Origin of the sequence: Exiguobacterium sp. s193 (assembly GCF_018618755.1) — a bacterium.
GTDB lineage: Bacteria > Bacillota > Bacilli > Exiguobacteriales > Exiguobacteriaceae > Exiguobacterium_A.
In genome coordinates, this window is the sequence record NZ_JACSMR010000002.1 from 432,047 (window position 1) to 455,480 (window position 23,434).

The following is a 23,434-nucleotide window of genomic DNA, read 5'->3' on the forward strand; positions in this document are numbered from 1 at the left end:
GGCTTTCTTTAGATTAAAAACGTTTATTGACAGCGAGTAGGGCAGCTTTTGCAATTTGTTCATATGTCGAATCATTTGGGTGGAACTGATCACTAGAGAGATCACGTTTGACGTCGCGGACGAGATTAAACGTGTCGATGACTTCAATATCGTATTTTAATCCGAGTTGACGCGATTCAGCATTCCAGTTTTGGACGATAGCGTCAAACGCCTCACCATTTTCGTTTGCTCGGAAAGGATTATACAGTCCGACATAGAAGATGACAGCATCGGGATTTTCAGCCCGCAGGATTTTGAACGTCTTGTTTAAGTTTGATTGAGCAGTTGTAATGGTTGCAGCTGTTTTTTTCGCGTTGAAGTTCGCGACACCTTCACCCCGGTTGAATAAATCATTTCCGCCGATCGTCACCGAAATGACTTTAGCTTGCCGAAGGGAGCGGAGGACTTCTTTTTGTTTCAATTGCTTGAGCAAATCTTCCGTCCGGGCACCACTGACGGCAAGGTTTTGGAACCGTTCAACGGTATTTTCTTTGACGAGTTCCTGACCGACGAGAGCGGCGTAACTATTTCCGTTTGACGCACCAACACCACGCGTCAATGAATCGCCTAAAGCGACGTACGTCCCGCCTTTTTTGATCGGTTCTTCTTTTGTCGGGGTCAAGACAGCCCGTTTTGGTGGATTAACGACGTCGTTATAGGCGCTTGCGAATCCATACCCGAAAAGTGCGGTCAAGATGAGCGAAACGCTTAAAAATAATGGCCAAGCATATCGTTTCATGAATCGTTCCTCCTTTTACTGTTACGATGATTGTAGCAAAACTTTACAAAATGTGCGGTTTTGAAGTGCTCAAACAAGTCAAATCATTCATTATTCCGCTAGAATAGACCATAAGAGGTGAGAGACGTGAATCCAACTGTAAAATTAGAGTCCGTCACGAAAGTGATTGGAAAGAAAACGATCATTGATAACATTTCGTTCGAAATATTCCCCGGTGAAGTCTTTGGCTTTCTTGGTCCGAACGGGGCCGGGAAAACAACGACGATTCGGATGCTTGTCGGATTGATTAAACCGACGTCGGGCAAAATCACGGTCTGTGACTTTGATGTCCGCAAACAATTTGTCCAAGCGATGGAGCGAATCGGTTCCATCGTCGAGAACCCGGAGCTTTATAAATATTTGAGCGGGCGCGAAAATTTGCGTGTCTTCGCCCGGATGTTACCAGATGTCGATGAAGCACGGATTCAAGAAGTCATCGACTTGGTCGATTTGACGGCACGTGTCGACGATCAAGTCCGGACCTATTCTCTCGGGATGCGTCAACGTCTCGGGATTGCCCAAGCGTTGCTCGGTCGTCCAAGTGTTTTGATACTCGATGAACCAACAAACGGACTCGATCCGATGGGAATCCGTGATTTACGTCAGTTCATCCGGAAGTTAGTGGATGAGACCGGCTTATCGGTCCTCGTTTCGAGCCATATCCTGGCGGAGATTGAGATGTTGGCGGATCGGGTCGCCATCATGAGTTACGGGAAAATCGTCCAGGTCGGGACCGTCAAGGAGCTGGTCGAGTCACTAGCGCCCGGTGTTGATTGGCGTGTCGATGATGCCTTTAAGGCAAATGAAATTTTAGCGGCGTCACCAGACGTCCAAGTATCGGAAGTCGTTGACGCGAATACCGTCCATACGTTGATGGATTCAAGTAAGACACCGATGCTAAATAAACAATTGTTCGAAGCCGGTGTCGAAGTCTGGACGATTGAACGAAAAGTTCAGACGCTCGAAGATCTCTTCATCACACTGACAGGAGGAGATCATATTGCGTAATCCGAACATGCTAGGTCTCGTCCGCAATGAAGTGACGAAAATCGCTTCAAAAAAACGGTTCGCTGTCGTCGCCATCATACTCGTCGTACTTGTCTCGATGTTTACGTACGCGCAGTACCGGGACATTCAAGAACAATTAAAAAAACAAGGGACACTCGATTGGCGGGTCGAATTGCAACAAGATATCGTCGATACACAGAACCGACTCGCTTCGAGTAGCATCCAAGATGAATTCCGTCAATTTTTGGAATTCGATTTAAAACAGAATCAATATTATCTCGATAATGAGATTAACCCGAACTATCCGGGTGCCCCGACGTTCATCCGAATTTTCTTCTCGCAAGGATTAACGTTAATCTTACCGCTCTTCATCATCGTCATCATGGCGGACATCGTCAGCGGGGAGCAAAATGATGGGACAATCAAAACACTCCTGTCACGGCCGGTCCGGCGCTGGAAAATCTTGATGGCGAAATGGATCACGATTTTACTCTACACGTCGATGTTGATGGCGTTAACCGCGTTCGTCTGTTACGCGATTTCCGGCATCGTCCTCGGGTATGACGGCTGGACGGCACCGATTCTGACCGGATTCCAAGCCTCACCGAGCGGAACGTTCTCGACCGAGTTCGTCCATACGATTCCGATGTGGGAATACTTGTTGATGGCAGTCGGTCTTGCCTGGATCGTCACGGCAGTCGTCGGAACGATTGCTATGATGATTTCCGTGCTCGTCAAGAATACGGCGACAGGCATTGGGATCATGATGGCAGTCTTGATTTCCGGGACATTGTTGACGACACTCGGTTCGAGCTGGACGAGTTCTAAATACCTCGTCAACGTCAACTTTGGATTAATCAATTATTTGGACGGTCAAGCACCACCGATTGACGGGATGACTTTACCATTTTCGTTGGCAGTTCTTGGTTGTTGGACAGTTGCGACACTTGGGATTGCTTTCTGGAACTTTACACAAAAAGATATGTATTAACAAAAAACCCCCTGATCCGGTTACGGATCAGGGGGTTTTCGCAACAGGTGAGCCCGTTACTTGGAATCGAGAGGCAGTGCCTCTTATAGAAAGCCGATGCAGGTCAGCTTCCGCGCTACGTACCAATCGTATCTTAATCATAGCGATTCCATTAAATGGTGTCAAACATGCCCGAATGGGTTTACAGAAGCTTTAATTTGTAAAAAGGTAGATAACAGGTAAAAGAGGAGGGGCTAGGATGGCGGATTGGGGAATTATGTTGACGGGGCTAGTAATTTGCGGCTGGTGTATCTTTAGTGCGATTTATGACGATTTCATTCGTCGGGTCTAACGGACTGCAAGAATCGAACAACGGAGCGAATTCCTTCAGGGATGAGGGAATTCGCTTTTTTCGTTCTAAAAACGATTTCGGTGCCTCTAACCGTTATGGTACACTGACATCAAAAATGATGAGTGTAGGAATGGTGATGCAAAGTGAAGCAACCTGTCATCGTCATCGTCGGTCCGACTGCGGTCGGAAAAACGAAGACTGGTATAGAATTAGCAAAACGATTGAATGGGGAAATCATCTCCGGTGACTCCGTCCAAGTCTATCGTGGGATGGACATCGGATCAGCAAAGGTAACAGAAGAAGAAATGGAAGGTGTGCCCCATCATATGCTCGATCTCGTCGAGCCGAACGATGAGATGAGTGTCGCCCGTTTTCAGACGCTTGCGCGGCAAGCGATTGCGGACATTGCCGGCCGAGGGAAAATACCGATCATCGTCGGTGGAACCGGATTATACATCCGTGCGATTTTGTATGATTATCAATTTACGGCTCAAGCGGAAAATAAAGCATTACGGCAAGAATTAGAACAGTTTGCAGCGGAGCAAGGTGCAGATGCACTCCATGCCCGTTTGCGTCACCTCGATCCGAAGCGGGCGGAAGAAATCCATCCGAACAACGTGCAACGGGTCGTCCGGGCGATTGAAGTCGCTACGAGTGGACAGACACAAACATCCGGTAGTGAACCGAGCTTGTATGAAAGTCTGTTATTCGTTTTACACATGGATGACCGGGAGCGTTTATATGACCGAATCAATGAACGGGTCGACCTGATGATCGCACAAGGTCTTGTCAAAGAAGTCCGTGAGCTCGTTGACGCGGGCTACGCCGATACGAAAGCGATGCAAGCAATCGGCTATAAGGAAATCATGCCGGTCCTAAGTGGTGCCCCGCTCGAACCGGCAGTCGAACAGCTCAAACGCAACACCCGCCGCTTCGCAAAACGGCAATTAACGTGGTTTCGGCATCAATTTGACGGCGTGTGGGTGGAAATGGGAACGATTTCATTTGAACAAAACTTCAAAATTATCTATGATAGAACAGTAGGGTTTCTGAAAGCGGTTAACTCGGACTGGCCTGAAGACAGAAACAGATAAAAAAGAGGGGGCACGGGGTCTTATGAAAGCGACATACAACATCCAAGACTATTTTTTAAATCAATTACGAAAAGATGCGGTTCCAACAACCGTCTTCTTGATCAGCGGGTATCAATTACGGGGATTAATTAAATCATTTGATAACTTCACGGTCATCTTAGAATCAGAGGGGAAACAACAGCTGATTTATAAACATGCCATTTCGACGTTCGCGCCGGCACGGAATGTGACGTTATATGAACAAGAAGAAACGGAAGAAGTATCGCGTTAAACAAGACGGCCGTGGGGGCCGTCTTGTACGAATTGTAATCCATTTAGATGACAGGTCACGTTCGCGTGATGTGTCATCTTTTTTTGACTACGCCTCATAATAACGTGTTTAATTCGTCAAAGGCTTCCGCATACCGCCGTAACGAGACGTCTTTATACAGACAGGTTTTCGTCAGGCGGTCGTTTGTCGTCATCTCGTCGAAATACGTCTTTAGGATAAAGCTGTTGCGGAGCATCGACGGCGTGATCAACCGTTTATTATCCGACCGTTCATTGAGTTGCCGCATCATTTTCGTGATCATGACGATCGAAAGTTGTTTCGGCGCATTTTTACTGTAGAGCCAGCGGAACGTCATCCGGGCGAAGTCGAAGGCGACGAAAAACGGATCAGTCGTATGATACCGTGGACGGACAGGTTCCGGGATCGTCTTCAAGTAACGGAGCATGACGTCCTGATCCTCGCGTTCGATTTGTAGTTTATACGTGTTCCCGAGCCGGTCGTGGACGAGCATCTCTTGCTGGGCAAAATTGAGGTCTTGCATCTTCAGTCCGATGATGTGGTGAACGCGTAGTCCGTACCGGTAGAACAATCGTAAAATCAATTCGTTGCGGTCAATCAGGTAGGGACGGGCGACGAGCTGGTGATCGGTCAAACCGCGGTCGGACTGATTCGTCCGGATCAACTGGTCATATTCTTCCTGTGAAGCGACATGGTGTGGACCGAGCTCATGGGTCGGTTGGGCATACTCGATCAGTTTTGCTTTTGATTGACGGATCTGGTAGTTCAATTGATTGATGACGGTGACGATCCGGGCGACCGTCGCTTGTTGATAAAGTTTTTCCTCAATCAAGTATTCATTAATGAATGTCTTCCAGGAATCGAGCGAAATCGCTTTAAAATCATCAATCGTCTCGAGCGGTTGGTCGACTTCCGTCATGTAGCGGTGGACCTCGATTAAGTCATAGCGGTACCGCCGGACGGTTGAGTCTTGTCGACCGCTGACCGTCAAATACAGGAGATACCGTTCGATGAACTCGGGCAACGTGTAATCCAGTCGTTCGCGTGCCATGTTCCGCCTCCTTAAAACTTGGTATTCTTATCATAAACCGAACGAATGTTTCCTGTCCAAAAAAGTTCAGACGTGTAGCGGCGTGTGGTATGATTAGGGACGCAGAATGTCTTTATCTTGAAAGGAATGATTTTATGTCAGAACGCGTTATTGTCGTCGGTTGTCAGCTCCCCGATGTGCCAGACCATATTTATGCAGAATCGGTCGCGGAGCTTGAAGCACTCGTCACGACTGCGCACGGGGTCGTCGTCGGACGACTCGATCAAAAACGGCAAGCAGTCGATCGGCGTACGTTTATCGGAAAAGGAAAGGTCGAGGAATTGGTCGCACTAGCGGAAGAACTCGAACCGGATTTAATCATCTTCAATGCGGAAGTCACGCCTGGTCAGATGAAGAACATCCGGATTGCACTTGAAGACCCAGAATCAATCAAATTGATTGACCGGACGCAATTGATCCTCGATATCTTCGCCGGACGTGCCCAGTCACGGGAAGGGAAACTGCAAGTCGAGCTCGCGCAAATGAGTTATTTGTTACCACGTCTCAGTGGACAAGGAACACAACTGTCACGTCTCGGCGGTGGGATCGGGACACGTGGTCCGGGTGAGTCGAAACTTGAGACCGACCGTCGCCACATCCGTCGCCGTGTCGATGAAATCAAGAAACAGCTCGAGACATCGGTCGCACACCGGGCACGTTACCGGGAGCGCCGTAAAGAAAATCAGACGTTCCAAATCGCACTCGTCGGGTACACGAATGCCGGGAAGTCGACGATCTTCAATCGCTTGACGCACGCCGACACGTATGAAAAAAATGAATTGTTCGCGACGCTTGATCCATTGACACGTCAGTTCGATTTACCAGAAGGTGGGCAAATTCTGTTGACGGATACGGTTGGATTCATTCAAGACCTTCCGACGAAATTGATTGCTGCCTTCCGCTCGACACTGGAAGAGGTCCTCGAAGCCGATTTGATCATCCATGTCGTCGATGCTTCGAGTGAACACTATCTCAATCAGATGCAGACGACGAACGATGTCCTCGATGAGCTCGGAGCAGGTGACATTCCGCAACTCGAAGTCTTCAATAAAAAAGACCAATTGACGGACTTGTTCACAGGTGGGAAGTTGCTGATTTCAGCACTCGATCCGGCAGACATCGAACGGTTGACGCTGGCGATCGAACAAGCCATCAGTGAGATTTTGGAATATCTCGAAATCCGGATTCCGGTCGAGGCATTTGCCCACTATAATCCGGCAAAAGAAGTCATGATGAACTTAAAAGAACAATATGAAGAGGATGGATCGGTCACGCTCAAAGGGTATTTGCGTAAAGACACGCGTCTCTACTCGACATTGAAACAATACGAGGTGTAAGCATGTTTACAGAATTAACGCATTATGAAACAATCCGTCCCTTCGTTGAGACGGCGGAAATGCGGATCGCTCCCGGAATCAAACGGGCGCAGGAGATCGCGGAATACAATCAATTCCGCGTCTTGAACGCGTTCCGGAAACATAAAGTCAGCGATTTCCACTTCATGCCGTCGACGGGTTACGGCTATAACGATGAAGGGCGCGATACGCTCGAACGGATTTATGCCGACGTCTTTGGTGCAGAAGCCGGACTTTGTCGCGCCCAAATCATCAGTGGGACCCATGCAATCGGCATCGCCTTGTTCGGTTTACTTTTGCCGGGCGATGAATTGCTTTATGTCACGGGCAAACCGTACGACACGTTAGAGGAAATCGTCGGAATCCGCGGCGACGGACGCGGCTCCCTGAAAGAGCTCGGTGTCACCTATGACGTCGTCGAGATGAAACAGGCGGAGACGATTGATATCGATGCCGTTCTTGGCCGGATCACAAGCAAGACGAAAGTCATCGGGATTCAGCGGTCGAAAGGCTACGCGACACGGCGCAGTTTACCGGTCGAAGAGATTGGTCAGGCGATTGCGGCGATTAAAGCCGTGCATCCGGACGTCATCGTCTTTGTCGACAACTGTTACGGTGAGTTCGTCGAGACGATGGAACCGACCCATGTCGGGGCTGATTTGATGGCAGGCTCACTGATTAAAAATCCGGGTGGTGGTCTCGCGAAAACAGGCGGTTACCTCGTCGGCCGGACGGACTTGATTGAACGGGCATCGTTCCGGATGACGACTCCCGGTATTGGTGCAGAAGCGGGCCCGTCGCTCTACTCGCTCCAAGACATGTATCAAGGGTTCTACATGGCGCCACACACGGTCAGCCAGGCGTTGATGGGGGCGATGTTTACGTCGAGCATGATGGAGCAGTTCGGGTTCGATACGGCTCCGCATTACGCAGCAGAACGGACAGACCTGATTCAATCAGTCTCGTTCCATGCCCCGGAACCGATGATCGCCTTTTGTCAGGCGATCCAAGCGGCGTCACCGGTCAATGCCCATGCCTTACCGATTCCGGATTATATGCCGGGATATGCGGATGATGTCATCATGGCAGCGGGGACGTTCATCCAAGGGTCGTCAATCGAACTGTCGGCCGACGGACCGATCCGTGCACCGTATACGGCATACGTCCAAGGTGGTTTGACATATAGCCATGTCAAAATCGCCATCATCTCTGCCGTCAATCAGTTGATGGAAAAACAATTAATCCCAAAAGAACGGGTTTAAAATAATTACAAACTGTGAAAAGACCTTTGCATGACAGGTTGTCTGACTTGTAGAAAAGTTGTGTTAACTTTTCTGACATCGCTTGACAACTTGCCTTACAGAGGTTTATTCTCATGGAGTAAGGAAAAAGGAGGAACGACATGGCAGACGTATCACGACAGTCCAAGCCACTATTTCCGATCGGAGTCGTTCAAGAGTTGACCGCGTTATCTGCCCGGCAGATCCGTTACTATGAAGAACAGGGACTGATCAAACCGGAACGGACAGAGACGAAACGTCGCCTCTATTCGTTTAACGATGTGGATCGTTTACTGTCGATCAAGGAATATTTGGATCAGGGACTGAATATCGCAGGGATTAAGATGATTTTTGACAATGATCTCGTCAAACGCGAACGCGTTGCGGAAACGGTCGTCAAGACACGTCCGGAACTATCCGATGGAGAGTTATATAAACTCCTGAAAAACGAATTGAAGGAAGCAGGTCGACCTGGAAAGACGTCGCTCATCCAAGGTGAGCTCGGGCGTTTCTTCAAGTGAGCACTTGTTACCATATATGAAAAACAGAATCGGAGAGGGGAACTGTTACATGACACGCCGCAACATTACACGAGAAGACATTATGAAAATCGCTAAAGCTGAGGACGTACGCTTTATCCGTCTACAATTCACGGATATCCTCGGTACAATCAAGAACGTTGAAATTCCAGTCAGCCAATTGGAGAAAGCACTTGATAACAAGATGATGTTCGATGGTTCATCGATTGAAGGATTCGTCCGGATCGAAGAATCAGATATGTATCTCTTCCCAGACTTAAATACATGGGTCGTCTTCCCATGGACAGAAGATGGAACAGGTAAAGTCGCACGTCTCATTTGTGACATTCACAATCCGGATGGCACATCGTTCTCAGGCGATCCACGTGGTCAATTGAAACGAGTACTTAAAGAAATGGAAGAGCTTGGTTTCTCTTCATTCAACGTCGGACCAGAACCAGAATTCTTCCTCTTCAAGAAGGATGCGAACGGTCGCCCGACACTTGAATTAAACGACCAAGGTGGATACTTCGATCTCGCTCCAGTCGATCTCGGTGAAAACTGCCGTAAAGAAATCGTCATCGAGCTTGAAAACATGGGCTTTGAAATCGAAGCATCACACCACGAAGTCGCACCAGGTCAACACGAAATCGACTTTAAATACGCGGATGCGATCACGACTGCGGATAACATCCAAACATTTAAACTCGTCGTTAAGACAATTGCTGCGAAACATAACTTACACGCGACATTCATGCCGAAACCACTCTTCGGTGTCAACGGTTCAGGAATGCACGCGAACATGTCCCTCTTTAAAGGAGACCAAAACGTCTTCTTCGAAGAAGATGGAACGATGCAACTATCTGACGATGCCCGCGCCTTCACGGCAGGTATCTTGAAGCACGCCCGTGCCTTCACAGCGGTTTGTAACCCAACAGTCAACTCGTACAAACGTCTTGTTCCTGGTTATGAAGCACCTTGCTACGTCGCATGGTCTGCCCGTAACCGTTCACCACTCGTCCGAGTTCCTGCTGCACGTGGACTCTCGACGCGTATCGAAGTTCGTTCGGTTGACCCGGCAGCTAACCCGTACCTCGCACTTGCGACATTGCTTGCGTCAGGTCTTGACGGAATCAAAAACAACTTGCAAGCACCAGCACCAATCGACCGTAACATCTACGTCATGGACAAACCAGAACGTGTTGCGAACGGCATCGATGACTTACCATCAACACTCAGCCACGCACTCGAAGTACTCAAAGCGGATGACGTCGTCATGCACGCACTTGGCGATCACATCGCGGAACACTTCGTTGAGCTTAAAGAAATCGAGTGGGATATGTTCCGGACGCAAGTTACGGAATGGGAACGCGATCAGTACATGGTCTTGTTCTAAAATGAATTAAACGATTGGGCAAAAGAGAGTAAAATGCGGTGACGTGTTTCTCTCTTTTGCTCTTTTTTTTCATATACAGATTTAAGTGAGGAGAGCAAAATGAACAAAACAAAATCGGTTTCAATTTATGAACAGCTTAAGCAAACGTTAATAAAAAGAAAAAATGAACTGATATCTCCAGATGAATTGAAAAAAGAGTTATTTGAAAAATATGGAACGAATCCGAATAGCATTATTTTGTCTGATTATTGTTATAACCGCTTAAATAAAGGGATTACTTTTAAAAACCATTTATTTATCTATTTAAATCGGGGTATGTATAAATATATTGGTGAAAATGCTCCGTACAGTGGATTTATTTATGCTTATTCTAAAATATTAGCAGCGGATCAAGTAGTAGGATCCTGGGTAGATGGGCAAGCCTCTCTATCATCGAATTCAAGCAGTGAATTACTTGAAAATGAAAAGAAAATAGCGGACGACCAGTTAATAAAATTATTCGAAGAATACATGGAAATCTTAAAATTTGAAATGACAGTCCTTGGTTGTGCTCCTACTGAACTACGTCACTTAATTGGGAGGATTGGAGAATTTTTTTGCGCAATACATACGAAAGGGCAATTGGCCCATGTTACGAATCAACATGGATTTGATGTGGTGAGCAATAATAGACGTATTAGTGTAAAGACGACGGCACAGCAGAGTGGATTTGTTTCATTGAATATCAATACTTTAAGTGAGTTCGATGACATTTTTGTCGTACAATATTTTGATGGTGATTTTAAAATATTGTTTTATGCACCGAAAGAACAATTACCTAATGGTCGAATGTATAATAATCGGTTGGAAATAAGTATCGCTCTTTTAAAAGCCACGATGAAGAAATTACATGATGGGGATATCGGTTGATACGAAATTATATTTTTGAAACCTGAGTTTTTTTTGTTTCGTGATGGGTCTAGAGTACTCTTTTAGGGAATAAGAAGTGTACAAAAGGAGGCGTTTCATATGAAGAAAGCATATGAGGGCAAAGAAATCACGGTCTATTTTGATCCAGAAGTGTGCATTCATTCCGGTCACTGCGTCAAGAATCTGCCGAGCGTCTTTGATGTCAAGAAACGCCCTTGGATTGAAGCGGACGGGGCACCGGTCGAAGACGTCATGCGGGTCGTCGACGGTTGTCCGAGTGGCGCCTTATCTTATGAACGGAGGGAAGCAAATGGAACTGAAACGAGCAGAACGTAAAATTGAAGCGCATCAAGACGGTACGGTGATTGGGGAAATCACTTACAGCGACACGAACAACGGCATGTGGATCATTGACCATACGTATGTCGACCCGAAACACCGAAACCAGCAAATTGGCGAAAAGCTCGTCGCGGCCATCGTCGACTGGGCGCGAGAAGTTGACGTCAAGCTGTTACCGTTATGTCCGTTTGCGAAAAAAGAGTTTGAACAACAACCTTCCTATCGGGATGTACAAGCGAATGCGTGAACACAAAAATCTCCTTCCGTCTTAAGTGATGGGAGGAGATTTTTTCGAGTTATTGTTTTTGAGCCCGGATTTTCATTTTGTGAGAAACAACCATCGCGCCAAAATAAGCGACGACGTACAGCACGACCAGTCCTTGTTTTAGCATATAAGGTAGATCCATTTGACTCGCGATCAGAAAAATCGCGCACAGCAATATCAAGTAGAGCAAGAACTGCTTATTCGGCATATTAAAAACTCCTTCACTATTCATATATTTCTATTTTAAGGATAGCACGAGCGATTCACCGAAACATGTTAAAGATGGATGAGGTACTTATAGATATAATCGTAGAAACGCCATCGTCAGGACACCGGTGATGACCGTCCAGGATAGACTTTTGCTGAAAATTGCCACAGCCATCGTCGGTAGTGCTGCGAAGACATGAAGCGTCGAAATCGTCGGAAACGCGTCGTCTTGCGCGATGAGTAGATTTTGAAAGAAGAGGGCGCCAAGGAGGCAGACCGGAATGAACGAGAGCCATTCCGTGACAAGACGTGGTAATGTCAGTCCGTGAAGGACAAGAAACGGTAAAATGCGTGGAATCCAAGTGACGAGTCCACAAGCTAAAAAGAGACCAATTAATTCTGTACGGATTTCCATCGTGTGATCACGACTCCTATACTTGCACCACCGAGCGTCGCGCAAAGAACAGCGACTTCTGGAGAAAAGTAGCGCATGGTGATGTAAAGCAAAAGCATGACAATTAGTAGGAGGTAGCTGTTTACGGCAATACGAGAACGTTCTCCTTCGAACTGCAAGTACAATAAGCCGATGAACATCGCAGTCAAGGCAAAATCAAGTCCGAAGCGCTCGGGATCAGGAAACCAACTGCCGACGAGTGCGCCGAGAACAGTTGCGACAATCCAGCTAAGGTATGCAGTCAAGTTCAAGCCATGCATGAATGACGGAGAGAGTTTGCTCTTTTGAGCAGCATTCATTGCAACGGCAAATGACTCATCGGTCAGTAATGTCCCGACGCCGATCCGGTCACGGATGTGCCGGGTCTCAACATGTGGTGCAAGCGTCAGACTCATCAATAAGTGCCTGAGATTGACGATAAACGTCGTCAGGATGATCGCGGAAAACGGGCTGTTCAATAGCAACAGGCTCGTGATGATGAACTGGGCGGCCCCTGCATAGATGAGGATTGACATAGCACCGATTTCAAGGGGGCTAAGACCGGCTGCCCGCCCGACGATTCCGGCTGAAAAACCGATGCCGAGATAACCGAGAACGGTTGGTAAACAGGCTTTGACGCCTGCTTGGAAAGACGATGGCATGAAACGTTCCCTCCTTTTTGACATGTACGTTGAGCATAGCATCCGCGCTGGAAAATAGACACTAAGTGGTCAATATTTTCATATGTTTTCTTGACATAAGTCCGCTTGATTGGTGGTAAAGACTAAGTGGTAGTGCAAAAATTCGTTAGACGAAGGAGCGTTCAAGATGGATAAATTAATGCAAGATGCCAACCGATTCGTATCAGATATGGTGGAAGGTCTCGTTTTAGCTCATCCGGATTTATATGCGAAAGTCGACGGCGTGAATGTCGTAAAACGAAAAGAACAGCTGAACGGAAAAGTGGCGCTTGTTTCCGGTGGGGGAAGTGGACATGAACCAGCCCACGCCGGTTTCATTGGTGACGGCATGTTAGCGGCAGCGGTCTGTGGGGAAGTCTTCACATCGCCAACACCAGATATGGTCCTTGAAGGGATTAAAGCAGCAGATGGCGGAAAAGGGGTTCTTCTCGTCGTAAAAAACTATTCCGGTGACGTGATGAACTTTGATATGGCGAAGGAACTCGCGGAACTTGAAGATATTGAAGTGGAAACGGTCGTCGTCAACGATGACATTGCGATCAAAAAAGAGGAAGATCGGCGTGGTGTCGCAGGAACAGTTTTTGTCCATAAAATCGCGGGGGCAGCGGCAGCAGAAGGTAAGTCGCTCGCTGAAGTCAAAGCACTTGCTGAGAAAGTCATCGGAAGTGTTCGTTCAATCGGGATGGCGCTTTCACCGTGTTATATGCCGGAAAGCGGAAAACCAGGCTTCGATTTACATGAGGATGAAATGGAAATCGGAATTGGGATACATGGAGAAAAAGGGATTGATCGTAAACCGGTTGCGTCCGTCGAAGCCATCGTCACGGAACTGCTCGACCGGTTGACAGCAGAAGTGACGGATAAAAAAGTAGCGGTGATGGTCAATGGTATGGGTGGAACGCCGGTATCTGAACTCTATATCACGTATAAATATGTGGCAGAGCAATTAAAAGCAAAAGGGTATGATATCGTCCGTCCGTATGTTGGAAACTACATGACATCGCTTGAGATGCACGGCTTCTCGATTACACTCTTACCAGTTGACGACGAACTCGTCGGTTATCTTGACGCGAAAACGAATGCAATCGGATTTTAATAGAAGAGGTGGATTGTAATGAAGTTAACGACAGAACAGTTTCGAGAAAGTTTAGTAAAAGCAGCGGCACAAATCGAAGCACATAAAGATGAGTTAACGGATCTTGACCGTGAAATCGGTGATGGTGACCATGGAATCAACATGTCACGTGGTTTTCAAGCCGTCCAAAAAGAACTGGAAACACACGGTGCGTATGAAGATTTAGGTGATTTGTCGAAACAGGTCGGCATGACACTGATTAAGACAGTCGGTGGGGCGTCTGGTCCGTTATATGGAACAGCGTTCGTCAAGTTCGCTGGAGCCTTCAAAGGGAAAAAAGAGGTTGAGGGTCAAGAATTGGCACAAGCCTTTATCGAAGCGACGGAAGGAATCAAGATGCGCGGAAAGTCTGAATTTGGTCAAAAGACGATGGTCGACATTTGGACACCGTTCCATGAAGCGTTAAGCCAAGAGGCCGATTTAAAAGCGGCAATCGAGCAAGCGCTCCGTGATACGAAAGAACGGGTCGCGACGAAAGGGCGTGCTTCGTATTTCGGAGAGGCGACAGTCGGTGTGCAAGACCCTGGAGCACTCTCAAGTGCACTCTTACTTCAAGAAATCGTGGAGGTGCTGCATGGTTAATTTAATTCTCGTTTCGCACAGTGAAAAACTAGCGACCGGCTTAAAGGAATTGCTCGCTGAAATGGCACCGGATACGCCAATCCTTCTAGCAGCCGGTTTAGAGGATGGAAGTATCGGGACAGATGCTTCGCGAATCGAAGCATCCTTTGACCAACTAAATGATGATGGATTAGTTTTGACGGATATCGGTTCTGCGACAATGAATGCAGAGTTGGCCCTTGAACTGTATAGTGGTGACAGAACAATCCAGTTTGTCGAATCACCACTCGTCGAAGGTGCGTTCCTCGCGGCTGTGTTAAGTGGTCAATCGAAGTCACTGACTGAAGTCGTTGACGGATTAAAAAAGGAATTTGCCTAAACGATTCGGATGACATTCGTCTCCCTTCTAGGCCAGGTCGCCACCTGTGCGCTAGGAAGGGAGTTTTTTTTAGGATGTATTCCGTATGTAGTATGAATAGGTGTTTTCTGGTCGCAGTCTGAAGGAAACATGAACACAAAAAGAAGCGATTTCGAATGACATCGAAATCGCTTCTTTTTAATATCGTGGTGCAATCGTCAACGTTGTTCGATTAGACGTTTGCGTTGGCTTCTTTTTTGTTCGGTGTGAATGCCATTGTCGCTTCGACAGCTTTTTGCCATCCTGCATAACGTTTTTCACGATCGTCTTCGTTCATTTCAGGTGTGAATTGACGATTGAGTTTCCATTGTTTTTTGATTTCTGCTTTGTCTTTCCAATAGCCGACAGCGAGTCCGGCGAGGTAGGCTGCACCGAGTGCCGTCGTTTCATTGATTTCCGGGCGATCGACGGGAACACCGAGAATGTCTGATTGGAATTGCATCAAGAAATCGTTGGCAACTGCACCACCATCGACGCGTAATGTTTTAAGTTCGATACCGGAATCTTGTTCCATCGCTGTCAAGACATCACGTGTTTGGTAAGCGAGTGACTCGAGTGTCGCACGGACGAAGTGCTCTTTTTCCGTACCGCGTGTCAACCCGAAGATGGCACCGCGGACATCGCTATCCCAGTATGGTGCGCCGAGACCAACGAAAGCAGGGACGACGTAGACACCATCCGTTGAATCGACTTTCAAGGCATACCCTTCCGAGTCTTTCGCATTTTTCAGCATCCGGAGACCGTCACGCAGCCACTGGATCGCAGAACCGGCAACGAAGATTGAACCTTCAAGTGCGTATTCCACTTTACCGTCGACACCCCAAGCGATTGTCGTCAAGAGACCGTGGTCTGAAGAAACCGCTTTTTCACCTGTGTTCATCAACATGAAGCAACCTGTACCGTACGTGTTTTTCCCTTCACCCGGTTCAAAGCACGTTTGACCGAACAAGGCAGCTTGTTGGTCACCGGCGATTCCGGCGATTGGGACTTCGAAACCGAAGAAATGATACGGAACCGTGTTGTCGTATACTTCGCTCGACTGGCGAACTTCCGGCAACATTGATTTAGGAACAGTCAGGATTTCAAGTAACTCGTCATCCCATTGCTGTTCGTAGATGTTATACATGAGTGTCCGTGAAGCATTCGTATAATCCGTGATATGTGTTTTTCCGCCAGATAATTTCCAAACGAGCCACGTATCGATTGTACCGAAGAGCAGTTCCCCGTTTTCTGCTTGTTCGCGTGCGCCGTCGACGTTGTCAAGAATCCATTTTACTTTTGTTCCTGAGAAGTATGCATCAATCAGTAATCCTGTTTTATCACGGAATTTTTGGTTGAGTCCTTGTTCTTTTAACTCATCGCAGATGTCAGATGTTTGACGCGATTGCCAGACAAGGGCGTGATAAACCGGTTTTCCCGTTTCCTTGTTCCAGACGACCGTCGTCTCCCGTTGGTTCGTGATTCCGATACTCGCGATTTGACTTGGTTTGATGTCAGCTGTACCAAGTGCATCGGCCATGACTGCTAAAATCGAACCCCAAATCTCATTCGCATCATGTTCGACCCAGCCTGGTTGTGGGAAGTATTGTTTAAATTCGCGTTGAGCCGAGTTAACGATTTGACCATCGTGATCGAAGATGATGGCACGTGAGCTTGTCGTTCCTTGGTCGAGTGCTAAAATATACTTGTTTTCCATCTGTGAGTCCCCCTTGAGTAGTTGAGATTAAAACAGTAGTTGATAGATGAAGACGGCGATTGCGCCTCCAATGATTGGTCCGACAACTGGAATCCATGAATAGCCCCAGTCAGATGAACCTTTACCCGGAATCGGTAAGATGGCGTGCGCGATACGTGGAGCAAGGTCACGGGCTGGGTTGATTGCATAACCGGTCGTACCCCCGAGCGAGAGACCAATCACGACGACGAGTAGACCAACGATTAACGGGTTGAGACCGTCTGCGAACTGGTTCGCACCGAGTGCCAAAATACCAAAGACAAGAACGAACGTCCCGATGATCTCGGAAACAAGATTCGATCCGGTATGGCGGATTGCAGGACCTGTCGCGAATACACCAAGTTTTGCAGCTTGATCTTCTGTCGCTTCAAAATGTTTCATGTAATGAAGCCAAACGAGTACTGCGCCAATGAATGCTCCGACAAGTTGAGCAGCGATATAGATTGGTACATCGGCCCACGGTAAGTCAGAATTGAGCGCGAGCGACAAAGTGACCGCCGGGTTCAGGTGGGCACCACTTGAAGCGGCGACGTATACACCGGTCATAACGGCGAGACCCCACGCAAGTGTGATGACAATCCATCCACCATTTTCAGATTTGGTCTTCTTCAAGACAACGCCGGCGACGACGCCATCCCCGAGTAGGATGAGAATCATTGTTCCCATCATCTCACTAATAAAATTACTCATGCAAAAACCCTCCCTTTGGATTAAAGCGAATAAATGGCCTTTCTAGTTAAACGTACTCTGAATTGAGAACGTTTTCAATACATATAATTGAAATATAAGAATAGAAATTTTCAAAATTTAGGTTTGAAAAAATTTAAAATGGATATAAAAAATGACTTTTTCCATTTTTCAATGGAAAAGTCACAACGTGTAGACAAACTCTTATGAAGCGTGAACATGCGATAACGAGAGACAATCCGGTCGCGCTTCCCTGTCTCGCCTCGTCTTCAAAGCGGCAATCGGTCACGCCGCTACAGCAAAGCTGCAGGGTCGCGACCGATTGCTTTTCGCGGTTCTAAGCGATTCGAGACGGATTGCGCTTTAAACCGTCTTCATGACTAGCTTTCCGTCATAGTGTTACCTAAAAAGCGTCACGTTTCGTTGACTCCTGCGGGGAAAAGTGCGTTTTTAACGCACTTTTAGAGGCAGGCAAGACCCTGCTCGTTGTCCGTGAGGATCAAGGAGCAACGGCTTGCGCCTCGCCCGAGGAAAGCAACGAAAAAAGACGCTTGATCTCTCGATGGTACTTTGTCTACAGCCTGTGACTTTTTCCATTTTTCAATGGAAAAAGTCAGAAGCGGCGTTTCTTACGTTTCTTTTTAGGGCGGAACCAACTACTCGTGTGGTCAAGGACGATATGGATCGTGCTCGCAATGATGACACCGATAATAAAAGCCGGCATCGCGTCGATCAAAAGATCGACCGTACTCGCTTGAATGATTTCGCTATAAAACGCAAAAAATAACAAGGGAATCAACAACGCTGCACTGTAGAGTAGTCGAATGACGTCTCCGATAATCAAACCATGCGACCAGATGGACCGGTGGGGCATGATTTTAACGTACGGCATCCATAAAACACGTAGCGGGCCAAAACGATAGTAGGGTTCTGATTTTAAATCGAGGTCAGGCGAGAGCCATAACGTCCCGACGGCTATCCCGATTGCTGTCGGGAGCCAGTCTGCTTGGTGTGTTGCGACCGAATAAGCAACATATCCCGTAAGTGCGACGGTGTTGACCGTGTCATGTACATTTCCGGAAGGCATAAAAAAAGACCAGCGATGCTGGTCCCTCTCTTAGTGAATCGTCCGGTAGACGCCGATGACCTTGCCAAGAATCGAGACATTGTCGAAATACATCGGGTCCATCGAGTCATTTTCTGGTTGAAGACGTACCTGTTGATCTTCTAAGAAGAACCGTTTGACTGTCGCTTCGCTATCTTCGGTCATTGCGACGACAATCTCACCATTTTCAGCTGTGTTTTGTTGACGCACGATCACGCGATCACCATCAAGAATTCCTGCGTTAATCATCGATTCGCCATCAATCGTTAACATGAAGACGGTTTCGTTCCCTACATAGTGTGCAGGAAGTGGGAAGTGTTCTTCTATATTTTCGATCGCCGTGATTGGGAATCCGGCTGTTACTTTCCCGATGACGGGAACATGAACGATCGCTTCATTGATTTCTTCAGGTTTATCAAGCAATATCTCAATCGCGCGTGGTTTCGTTGGGTCACGGCGAATCAGTCCACGTTTTTCGAGACGATCCAAATGACCGTGTACCGTTGAGCTTGAAGCAAGACCGACAGCCTCACCGATTTCGCGAACTGAAGGTGGATAACCTTTTAACTTCACTTCTGCGACGATGTAGTCAAGGATTTCTTGTTGACGCTTAGACATTTTCCGCATACGAATTGCCACCTCTTTCCGGATTGGTTTTTTTAAAATTTAGGAATATATGTTTCTAAATTGACTATAACATAGAACAAATGAGCGTACAAACAATTGTTCGATGTTTTTGTATTGACCGAACACTGGTTCTGTGTTTAATATAGATTATGCGAACAATTGTTCCGAGAACATCTATTCTAATAATTTATTTGGAGGGATTCATGATGATTCATTCTATCCGTACTCATGCCTTTTCAATTCTGTTTTATACGCTCAGCTTTGCTTTTATCCTATTTCTTTTGACGCCGCGACCTGACGAGAAGGTCCACCAATTACTCACGGCATCCGTCACGGTCGATAAAAACGTGACCGTCGAGCAAGTGGAGGAAGTATACAATGACGGTTCGATGACGAACCAAGAATACATCGACTGGCTGATCAAGAACAATGAGTTAGAAACACAACACGTCATTTCGAAAAACAAAATCGTTGTACCAATCGCACAACAATGACAAAATGTAAAAGTTGTTGAATGAACGAACAGGGGTGTGAGGTACGATGAAAGTTGTAATCTACTGTCGCGTCTCGACGGAAAAAGAAGCACAAGACAGCTCACTAGAGCGGCAAAGAGCAGAATTGTCGGGACTCGCTGTAACAAAAGGTTTTGAAGTCGTAGACATCATCGCCGAGAAGGAAAGCGGTTATGACGTTGAACGGGAAGGGATGTTATCCGTTCTCGATTACGTCACACGCCATCTCGTCGATGCAGTACTTGTGACGGATGACACGCGGATTGGACGGGGGAACGCAAAAATTGCGATTTTACACACCTTCAAAAAGCATGACGTCCAACTGATGACGATGGAGTCGGACGGGGAATATAAACTAGCAGATGCAGAAGCGATGGTCCTAGAAATCGTTTCACTCGTCGAGGAATATCAACGCAAGCTTCATAACGCAAAAATTGCCCGAGGCATGCGACGGGCCGTCGACAATGGTTTTCGTCCTGAAAAAAATCTCAACCGCCAAGGCGAAAACGCCGGGCGGAGTCGAAAAGAAGTGCCGATTGAAGAAATTGTCCGGCTGCGGGATCTTGGGCTGACTTTTGCCGATATTGCTGTGACGTTACGAGGCATGGGGCATGATATTTCGAAGGCGACCGTCAACCGTCGTTACCTTGAATATAAAGAAGTCGTCCAGTCGTATGAATGAAAGCAAGTGTTGTGTCATTTTGACGCGGCAAACTTGCTTTTTTTTTTAGGGTCTTTTAAAGTAAGGTTACGATTGAAATACTCTATCCAGAGTCAAACAGAAAGAGGGATATTATGTTATCACAAGAGCAACTCGACCGAATTAATGAACTTGCCAATAAATCAAAAATCGAGCCGTTATCTGAAGCTGAAACGAAAGAACAAAAAGAATTACGGACAGCTTATTTAGAAGCATTTCGTGGCTCATTCAAAAATCAAATGATGGGCATCAAAATTGTTGATGAAGAAGGAACGGACGTTACGCCTGAAAAGTTAAAGCAAGCGCAAGAGGAAGAACGCAACAAACAGTAAGCGAATTAATACCACATTGAATCTGCGTCGCTCAATCCATGAGCGAGGTGGCTTTTATTATGTAGAAACCCGTAATGTGCATCATGAAAGTCGCTTGAAAAGAGCAATAGAGAGCGCATTCATTTTAATGTGACATACTATTTAGAAAAGTTGTATCACATTTCTGTCTGTGCTAAAATGATATAGAATTTGTGAAAAAGAGAGAGGATGATTGTTTTGACGAACATGACAACAGTAGAACAATTAGCAATTAATACGATTCGTACATTATCGATTGATGCCGTACAAAAAGCGAACTCGGGTCACCCGGGAATGCCGATGGGTGCCGCACCGATGGCGTTCACATTGTGGGCGGATCATATGAACCACAACCCTAAAAATCCAGAATGGTTCAACCGTGACCGTTTTGTACTTTCAGCAGGACATGGTTCGATGCTTCTCTACTCGCTCCTCCACCTATCAGGCTACGACCTATCAATGGAAGATTTAAAATCATTCCGCCAATGGGGATCAAAAACACCGGGTCACCCGGAATACCGTCATACAGCTGGTGTTGATGCGACGACTGGTCCACTCGGACAAGGCATCGCGATGGCAGTCGGTATGGCGATGGCAGAACGTCATTTAGAAGCAAAATACAACCGTGGTGACTTAAACGTTGTTGACCACTTCACATACGGAATTTGTGGAGACGGGGACTTAATGGAAGGTGTTTCTGCAGAAGCCGCTTCACTCGCAGGTCATTTAGGTCTTGGTAAACTCGTCGTCCTTTATGATTCAAATGATATCTCTTTAGATGGTGACTTGGACAAGTCATTCTCTGAAAACGTGCAACAACGTTTTGAAGCATATAACTGGCAAGTCATTCGTGTCGAAGATGGAACGGATATCGATTCGATTTCAAAAGCACTTGACGCAGCGAAAGCGGAAACAACGAAACCGACAATGATTGAAGTTAAAACAGTCATCGGATTCGGTTCACCAAACAAATCAGGTAAATCGGCGTCGCACGGTGCACCACTTGGTGAAGCAGAAATCAAATTGACGAAAGCAAGCTACATCTGGGATCACGAAGAGTTCTACGTCCCTGCAGAAGTCAAAGAAATCTTTGAAGAGCGGATCGAAAAACGTGGGGCCGATCAAGAAGCCGCTTGGAGCGACATGATGAAGGAGTATCAAGCGGAATATCCGGAACTCCATGAAGAGCTCGTCCGTGCGATGGCGAATGAATTGCCAAGCAACTGGGAAGCAGATCTTCCGACATACGATTTAACATCGAAAAAAGCAACACGTCAGACGAGTGGCGAAGTCTTAAACGCCCTTGCGAAAAACGTTCCGACATTGTTTGGTGGATCAGCTGACTTAGCAGGTTCGAACAACACGATGCTTAAAGGGGAAGCTGACTTCGATATCGATCCAAGCGGTCGTAACATCTGGTTTGGTGTCCGTGAGTTCGCGATGGCAGCAGCTGTCAACGGTATGGCACTTCACGGTGGCGTCATTCCTTACGGTGCGACATTCTTCGTCTTCTCGGATTACTTGCGCCCGGCAGTCCGTCTTGCAGCATTGATGGGAATCCAATCAATCTTCGTCTTGACACATGATTCGATTGCAGTCGGTGAAGATGGTCCAACACACGAGCCGGTTGAACACTTGATGAGCTTCCGTGCGATGCCGAACTTGACGGTCTATCGTCCGGCAGACGGAAAAGAAACGATTGCCGCTTGGAAAACAGCCGTTCAATCGAAAAACAAACCGACGTTACTCGTCATGACACGTCAAGGTCTACCTGAACTGGAAGGCACGACGGTCGAAGGTGCTGAAAAAGGTGGTTACGTCATCGCAGGTGACGCAAGCACGGCAGATACAATCTTGATGGGAACAGGTTCAGAAGTTCACTTGCTCGTCGAAGCACAAAAACAACTCGGTGAAAAGGTTGCGGTCGTTTCACTTCCATCATGGGAGTTGTTCGAAGCACAAACGGCTGAGTATAAAGAATCGGTCTTACCAAAACGAATCACGAAACGTCTTGCAATCGAAGCCGGTGCATCACTCGGTTGGTACAAGTACGTGGGAACAGAAGGACAAGTCATCGGAATCGATCGTTTCGGCGCATCGGCTCCAGGAGACCTTCTATTAAAAGAGTACGGCATGTCTGTCGAAAATATCTTAGAAACAGTCAAGCAACTCGGATAAGTGGAACAGGTGCGCGTTCAGGCGCACCTTTTTCATGCATCATCTATGCAAACGGTTAGAATTATAGTATAGTAAAAAGCGACGTTTTAAGTTAGAGGAGGAAGCAACTTGGCTACATGGATTTGGATTTTAATTGCCCTTCTTTGCTTGGTAGCAGGTGTCGCCCTTGGTTTCTATATCGCTCGTCGATACATGATGAACTATTTGGAGCAAAACCCGCCAATCAACGAAGATATGATTAAGACATTGATGATGCAAATGGGTCAAAAGCCATCACAAAAGAAAGTCAACCAAGTGATGCGTTCAATGAGTGGTTCGATGAAATCACCAAAAAAATAAGCATTTTAAGAAGGAGGCCCTCGTGGTCTCCTTTTTGTTTGCTATTTACTGGAAAGATGGCTAA

28 protein-coding genes are annotated in these 23,434 nt (G+C 46.9%); 19 read left to right on the forward strand and 9 right to left on the reverse strand.

Annotated features, from left to right (window positions below):
- Nucleotides 1-13 precede the first annotated feature (13 nt).
- The gene (locus KNQ04_RS05795) at nt 14-778 is read right to left on the reverse strand and encodes an SGNH/GDSL hydrolase family protein (RefSeq protein ID WP_214847985.1); all 765 of its coding nucleotides are present in this window, start codon (nt 776-778) and stop codon (nt 14-16) included.
- A 126-nt stretch (nt 779-904) separates the two neighbouring features.
- Here KNQ04_RS05795 and KNQ04_RS05800 point away from each other — a divergent pair, with 126 nt between their 5' ends.
- The 4 genes from KNQ04_RS05800 (at nt 905) to hfq (ending at nt 4,512) form a co-directional block, all read left to right on the forward strand.
- Nucleotides 905-1,825, forward strand: coding sequence for an ABC transporter ATP-binding protein (locus tag KNQ04_RS05800; RefSeq protein ID WP_214847987.1), 921 nt, complete (start codon nt 905-907; stop codon nt 1,823-1,825).
- Nucleotides 1,818-2,816 (forward strand): ABC transporter permease, encoded by a 999-nt coding sequence (locus KNQ04_RS05805; RefSeq protein WP_214847989.1) that lies wholly within the window; start codon nt 1,818-1,820, stop codon nt 2,814-2,816. Before KNQ04_RS05800 ends, KNQ04_RS05805 begins: the two co-directional genes overlap by 8 nt.
- A gap of 474 nt (nt 2,817-3,290) precedes the next feature.
- The gene (gene miaA, locus KNQ04_RS05810; protein WP_214847991.1) at nt 3,291-4,241 is read left to right on the forward strand and encodes a tRNA (adenosine(37)-N6)-dimethylallyltransferase MiaA; all 951 of its coding nucleotides are present in this window, start codon (nt 3,291-3,293) and stop codon (nt 4,239-4,241) included.
- Nucleotides 4,242-4,263: 22 nt separating this feature from the next.
- Nucleotides 4,264-4,512: an RNA chaperone Hfq gene (gene hfq, locus KNQ04_RS05815; protein ID WP_029333264.1), complete on the forward strand. Its 249-nt coding sequence runs from the start codon at nt 4,264-4,266 to the stop codon at nt 4,510-4,512.
- A gap of 94 nt (nt 4,513-4,606) precedes the next feature.
- Here the strand turns inward: hfq and KNQ04_RS05820 are convergent, their stop codons facing one another.
- Nucleotides 4,607-5,581: a tyrosine-type recombinase/integrase gene (locus KNQ04_RS05820; protein ID WP_214847993.1), complete on the reverse strand. Its 975-nt coding sequence runs from the start codon at nt 5,579-5,581 to the stop codon at nt 4,607-4,609.
- A 134-nt stretch (nt 5,582-5,715) separates the two neighbouring features.
- On the opposite strand from KNQ04_RS05820, the gene hflX reads away from it, so the two are divergent.
- From hflX to KNQ04_RS05855, 7 genes are all read left to right on the forward strand, one after another.
- Nucleotides 5,716-6,957, forward strand: a complete 1,242-nt coding sequence (hflX, locus tag KNQ04_RS05825) for a GTPase HflX (RefSeq protein WP_214847995.1) — start codon at nt 5,716-5,718, stop codon at nt 6,955-6,957.
- A 2-nt stretch (nt 6,958-6,959) separates the two neighbouring features.
- Nucleotides 6,960-8,237 (forward strand): methionine gamma-lyase family protein, encoded by a 1,278-nt coding sequence (locus KNQ04_RS05830; RefSeq protein ID WP_214847997.1) that lies wholly within the window; start codon nt 6,960-6,962, stop codon nt 8,235-8,237.
- Nucleotides 8,238-8,377: 140 nt separating this feature from the next.
- Nucleotides 8,378-8,776 carry a MerR family transcriptional regulator gene (locus tag KNQ04_RS05835; protein ID WP_214847999.1) on the forward strand — a complete coding sequence of 133 codons (399 nt, stop codon included), beginning with the start codon at nt 8,378-8,380 and terminating at the stop codon, nt 8,774-8,776.
- A gap of 49 nt (nt 8,777-8,825) precedes the next feature.
- Nucleotides 8,826-10,169, forward strand: a complete 1,344-nt coding sequence (gene glnA, locus KNQ04_RS05840) for a type I glutamate--ammonia ligase (RefSeq protein ID WP_214848000.1) — start codon at nt 8,826-8,828, stop codon at nt 10,167-10,169.
- Between the two features lie 99 nt (nt 10,170-10,268).
- The gene (locus KNQ04_RS05845) at nt 10,269-11,078 is read left to right on the forward strand and encodes a DUF7225 domain-containing protein (protein ID WP_214848002.1); all 810 of its coding nucleotides are present in this window, start codon (nt 10,269-10,271) and stop codon (nt 11,076-11,078) included.
- A gap of 99 nt (nt 11,079-11,177) precedes the next feature.
- Nucleotides 11,178-11,414, forward strand: coding sequence for a (4Fe-4S)-binding protein (locus tag KNQ04_RS05850; protein WP_214848004.1), 237 nt, complete (start codon nt 11,178-11,180; stop codon nt 11,412-11,414).
- Complete coding sequence (locus tag KNQ04_RS05855) at nt 11,389-11,664, forward strand: GNAT family N-acetyltransferase (RefSeq protein ID WP_214848007.1); 276 nt, start codon at nt 11,389-11,391, stop codon at nt 11,662-11,664. The genes KNQ04_RS05850 and KNQ04_RS05855 overlap by 26 nt, the downstream gene beginning before the upstream one ends.
- A 49-nt stretch (nt 11,665-11,713) precedes the next feature.
- Here KNQ04_RS05855 and KNQ04_RS05860 read toward each other — a convergent pair whose 3' ends face one another.
- The 3 genes from KNQ04_RS05860 to KNQ04_RS05870 form a co-directional block, all read right to left on the reverse strand.
- Nucleotides 11,714-11,890 (reverse strand): hypothetical protein, encoded by a 177-nt coding sequence (locus KNQ04_RS05860; RefSeq protein ID WP_214848009.1) that lies wholly within the window; start codon nt 11,888-11,890, stop codon nt 11,714-11,716.
- 87 nt (nt 11,891-11,977) lie between these two features.
- Complete coding sequence (locus tag KNQ04_RS05865; protein WP_214848011.1) at nt 11,978-12,304, reverse strand: AzlD domain-containing protein; 327 nt, start codon at nt 12,302-12,304, stop codon at nt 11,978-11,980.
- Nucleotides 12,283-12,984, reverse strand: a complete 702-nt coding sequence (locus KNQ04_RS05870) for an AzlC family ABC transporter permease (protein ID WP_214848013.1) — start codon at nt 12,982-12,984, stop codon at nt 12,283-12,285. Before KNQ04_RS05870 ends, KNQ04_RS05865 begins: the two co-directional genes overlap by 22 nt.
- Nucleotides 12,985-13,150: 166 nt before the next feature.
- On the opposite strand from KNQ04_RS05870, the gene dhaK reads away from it, so the two are divergent.
- From dhaK to dhaM, 3 genes are read left to right on the forward strand one after another with little or no spacing between them, the layout of a single operon-like run.
- Entirely contained in the window at nt 13,151-14,119 is a 969-nt protein-coding gene (gene dhaK / locus KNQ04_RS05875; RefSeq protein WP_214848014.1) for a dihydroxyacetone kinase subunit DhaK, read from the forward strand.
- Between the two features lie 18 nt (nt 14,120-14,137).
- On the forward strand, nt 14,138-14,740 hold the full coding sequence (gene dhaL / locus KNQ04_RS05880; RefSeq protein WP_214848015.1) for a dihydroxyacetone kinase subunit DhaL: 603 nt from the start codon (nt 14,138-14,140) through the stop codon (nt 14,738-14,740).
- Nucleotides 14,733-15,098 carry a dihydroxyacetone kinase phosphoryl donor subunit DhaM gene (gene dhaM / locus KNQ04_RS05885; RefSeq protein WP_214848016.1) on the forward strand — a complete coding sequence of 122 codons (366 nt, stop codon included), beginning with the start codon at nt 14,733-14,735 and terminating at the stop codon, nt 15,096-15,098. The genes dhaL and dhaM overlap by 8 nt, the downstream gene beginning before the upstream one ends.
- Before the next feature lie 211 nt (nt 15,099-15,309).
- On the opposite strand, the gene glpK is transcribed toward dhaM, so the two are convergent.
- From glpK to lexA, 4 genes are all read right to left on the reverse strand, one after another.
- Nucleotides 15,310-16,833 (reverse strand): glycerol kinase GlpK, encoded by a 1,524-nt coding sequence (glpK, locus tag KNQ04_RS05890; protein ID WP_214848017.1) that lies wholly within the window; start codon nt 16,831-16,833, stop codon nt 15,310-15,312.
- Between the two features lie 27 nt (nt 16,834-16,860).
- The gene (locus tag KNQ04_RS05895) at nt 16,861-17,562 is read right to left on the reverse strand and encodes an MIP/aquaporin family protein (RefSeq protein ID WP_214848018.1); all 702 of its coding nucleotides are present in this window, start codon (nt 17,560-17,562) and stop codon (nt 16,861-16,863) included.
- Nucleotides 17,563-18,172: 610 nt separating this feature from the next.
- Nucleotides 18,173-18,646, reverse strand: coding sequence for a metal-binding protein (locus KNQ04_RS05900; protein WP_214848020.1), 474 nt, complete (start codon nt 18,644-18,646; stop codon nt 18,173-18,175).
- A 30-nt stretch (nt 18,647-18,676) separates the two neighbouring features.
- Complete coding sequence (lexA, locus tag KNQ04_RS05905; protein ID WP_214848022.1) at nt 18,677-19,291, reverse strand: transcriptional repressor LexA; 615 nt, start codon at nt 19,289-19,291, stop codon at nt 18,677-18,679.
- Between the two features lie 206 nt (nt 19,292-19,497).
- Here lexA and KNQ04_RS05910 point away from each other — a divergent pair, with 206 nt between their 5' ends.
- The 5 genes from KNQ04_RS05910 to KNQ04_RS05930 all read left to right on the forward strand — a co-directional run bounded on the left by KNQ04_RS05910 (nt 19,498) and on the right by KNQ04_RS05930 (nt 23,370).
- Nucleotides 19,498-19,785: a hypothetical protein gene (locus tag KNQ04_RS05910; protein WP_214848024.1), complete on the forward strand. Its 288-nt coding sequence runs from the start codon at nt 19,498-19,500 to the stop codon at nt 19,783-19,785.
- A gap of 46 nt (nt 19,786-19,831) precedes the next feature.
- Entirely contained in the window at nt 19,832-20,485 is a 654-nt protein-coding gene (locus KNQ04_RS05915) for a YneB family resolvase-like protein (RefSeq protein WP_214848026.1), read from the forward strand.
- Nucleotides 20,486-20,598: 113 nt separating this feature from the next.
- The gene (locus KNQ04_RS05920; RefSeq protein WP_214848028.1) at nt 20,599-20,835 is read left to right on the forward strand and encodes a DUF896 domain-containing protein; all 237 of its coding nucleotides are present in this window, start codon (nt 20,599-20,601) and stop codon (nt 20,833-20,835) included.
- Nucleotides 20,836-21,042: 207 nt separating this feature from the next.
- Nucleotides 21,043-23,031, forward strand: coding sequence for a transketolase (gene tkt / locus KNQ04_RS05925; RefSeq protein WP_214848030.1), 1,989 nt, complete (start codon nt 21,043-21,045; stop codon nt 23,029-23,031).
- 108 nt (nt 23,032-23,139) lie between these two features.
- Nucleotides 23,140-23,370, forward strand: coding sequence for a YneF family protein (locus KNQ04_RS05930; RefSeq protein ID WP_012370001.1), 231 nt, complete (start codon nt 23,140-23,142; stop codon nt 23,368-23,370).
- Nucleotides 23,371-23,434: the final 64 nt, after the last annotated feature.